Below are 2471 nucleotides of genomic sequence, written 5' to 3' on the forward strand. Positions count from 1 at the left end.
TGTGAACCGGCATGCAAGATTGACCCCTGTATTGGGGTAATCGGCGTCCAAAAGTGACCCCCCTGATATTTCTGTTCAGAAGCTTCCTCGACGGATTTGAGGGAGCGAGTTGGGGATGTTGGTTGTGGAGACGATTGCGAAGATCAGGCGGGCGCATTTCATCCAGGGGAAGTCGATCAAGCAGATCTGCCGGGAGCTGCGGGTATCACGGAACACGGTCCGAAAGGTGGTGCGGTCCGGGGCGACCGAGTTCAGCTATGACCGGTCCACGCAGCCCCGCCCCAAGATCGACCCGTGGCGGTCCGATCTGGATGAGCTGCTGGCCGATAATGACCGGCAACCCAAACGCCAGCGGCTGACACTGGTTCGGATTTACGAAGAGCTACGCAACCGGGGTTATGACGGCAGCTATGATGCGGTGCGGCGCTATGCGGCGAGTTGGTCGAAGGCGACCCGGGAAGCTTCCGCCGCTGCCTATGTGCCGCTGAGCTTCAATCCGGGCGAAGCCTATCAGTTCGACTGGAGCCACGAGGTTGTCCTGATCGATGGCGTCACCACAACGGTGAAGGTTGCGCATGTGCGCCTGAGCCACAGCCGGATGCCGTTTGTGCGGGCCTATCCGCGCGAGACCCAAGAGATGGTGTTCGACGCCCATGATAAGGCGTTTGCTTTCTTTGGCGGTGCCTGCGCGCGGGGCATCTATGACAACATGAAGACCGCTGTGGATGCGATCTTTGTCGGCAAGGACCGGGCCTATAACCGGCGGTTCCAGCAGATGTGCGGGCACTACCTGGTCGATCCGGTTGCCTGCACCCCGGCCTCGGGTTGGGAGAAAGGTCAAGTGGAGAACCAGGTGGGGGTGATCCGGCGCCGGTTCTTCGTGCCGCGTCCCAAGTTCAAGTCCTATGCCGAGCTGAATGCCTGGCTGGAGGATCGATGCCTGGCCTATGCCAAGGCGAACAAGCACCCGGAGCTGCGCGATATGACGATTTGGGAGGTGTTCGAAGAAGAGCGTCCGAGCCTCGTTCCTTATGTCGGTCCGTTCGATGGATTCCACGCGGTTCCGGCCTCCGTGTCCAAGACCTGCCTCGTGCGGTTCGACAAGAACCGCTACTCGGTCGATGCCCGGGCGGTCGGGCGGCCGGTGGAGATCAGGGCGTATGCTGACCGGCTGGAATGCTGGCAGGATGGGCAAATCGTTGGCCAGCATGAGCGGGCCTTCGGGCGGGACAAAACCATCTTCGATCCCCTGCATTACATCCCCGTCCTGGCCCGCAAACCCGGTGCCCTTCGCAATGGGGCGCCCTTCAAGGAATGGGCGTTGCCGGTGCCGATCCGCCGTGTGTGGCGCAAGCTGGAACGTCAGCCGGGTGGCGACCGGCAGATGGTCAGCATCTTGAGCGCCGTGCTGACGGATGGGATCGAAGCCGTAGAAGCCGCCTGCGCCGAGGCTCTGTCGCACAACGTCCATTCGGCGGGTGTGGTCCTGAACATCCTGGCCCGGCATCGCGAACCACCACCGCCACTGACAATCACCACCCCGGACGCCCTGCGGCTGACCTGTGAGCCAATTGCCGACTGCGACCGCTATGACAGCTTGAGGAGACAGGCAGATGGAACGATCAGACGTGATGGACGCGATGGGAAAGCTGAAGCTCTACGGAATGAGAGCTGCCTATGACGAGGTCCTGACCACCGCCGTCAAACGCCAGCATGAACCGCAACAGATCATCGGCGACCTGCTCACCGCCGAGATACGCGAGAAGCAAGCCCGGTCGGTCAAATACCAGATGACCATTGCCAAGCTGCCGCTCGCCAAGGAACTGGAAGAGTTCGACTTCGAAGCGGGCGAGGTCAACGAGACGCTGATCCGTGACTTGGCGAGTGGGGACTTCCTCGACCACCAGCGCAACCTCGTCTTGATCGGCGGCACAGGGACCGGCAAAACCCACCTTGCCGTCAGCATCGCCCGGGCCTGTATCCGGGCTGGACGACGGGGTAGGTTCTTCAACGTCGTCGACTTGGTGAACAAGCTCGATGCCGAAGCCCGCGCCGAACGCCAGGGCCGGACCGCCGACCTGATCTCCCGCCTCGACTTCCTGATCCTGGACGAACTCGGCTATCTGCCCTTCGCTCAGACTGGCGGACAGCTCCTGTTCCACCTGATCAGCAAGCTCTACGAACGCACCTCGATCATCGTCACAACCAACCTGGCCTTCGGCGAATGGCCCAGCGTCTTCGGCGATGCCAAGATGACCACCGCGTTGCTCGACAGGCTCACGCACCATTGTGAGATCGTCGAAACCGGAAACGAAAGCTGGCGCTTCAAGAACCGCGCATAGCGCAATCCCGAAACCCCGCAGGCCCGCCGCCGCTGCGCTATGTGAGGGCTACGCAGCGCCGGGCCTGCTCAGCACAAAGGGGTCAATATTGGACGCCGATAGGGGGTCAAAGTTCAATGCCGATTGACA

The 2471-nt window shown here is 61.6% G+C and carries 2 protein-coding genes; both read left to right on the forward strand.

The window, feature by feature from the left end; translation table 11 throughout:
* Nucleotides 1–115 precede the first annotated feature (115 nt).
* Nucleotides 116–1681 carry an IS21 family transposase gene (gene istA / locus ACGKZZ_RS17120; RefSeq protein ID WP_411224731.1) on the forward strand — a complete coding sequence of 522 codons (1566 nt, stop codon included), beginning with the start codon at nt 116–118 and terminating at the stop codon, nt 1679–1681.
* On the forward strand, nt 1614–2342 hold the full coding sequence (gene istB / locus ACGKZZ_RS17125) for an IS21-like element helper ATPase IstB (protein ID WP_411224732.1): 729 nt from the start codon (nt 1614–1616) through the stop codon (nt 2340–2342). The genes istA and istB overlap by 68 nt, the downstream gene beginning before the upstream one ends.
* Nucleotides 2343–2471 lie beyond the last annotated feature (129 nt).

The sequence above is a fragment of the Marivita sp. S2033 genome (assembly GCF_046592965.1).
GTDB lineage: Bacteria > Pseudomonadota > Alphaproteobacteria > Rhodobacterales > Rhodobacteraceae > Marivita.

Excerpts from the sequence above, each read along its gene's own strand:
- istA (WP_411224731.1), top strand. The coding sequence starts at position 116 with ATGTTGGTTGTGGAGACGATTGCGAAGATCAGGCGGGCGCATTTCATC.
- istB (WP_411224732.1), top strand. The coding sequence starts at position 1,614 with ATGGAACGATCAGACGTGATGGACGCGATGGGAAAGCTGAAGCTCTAC.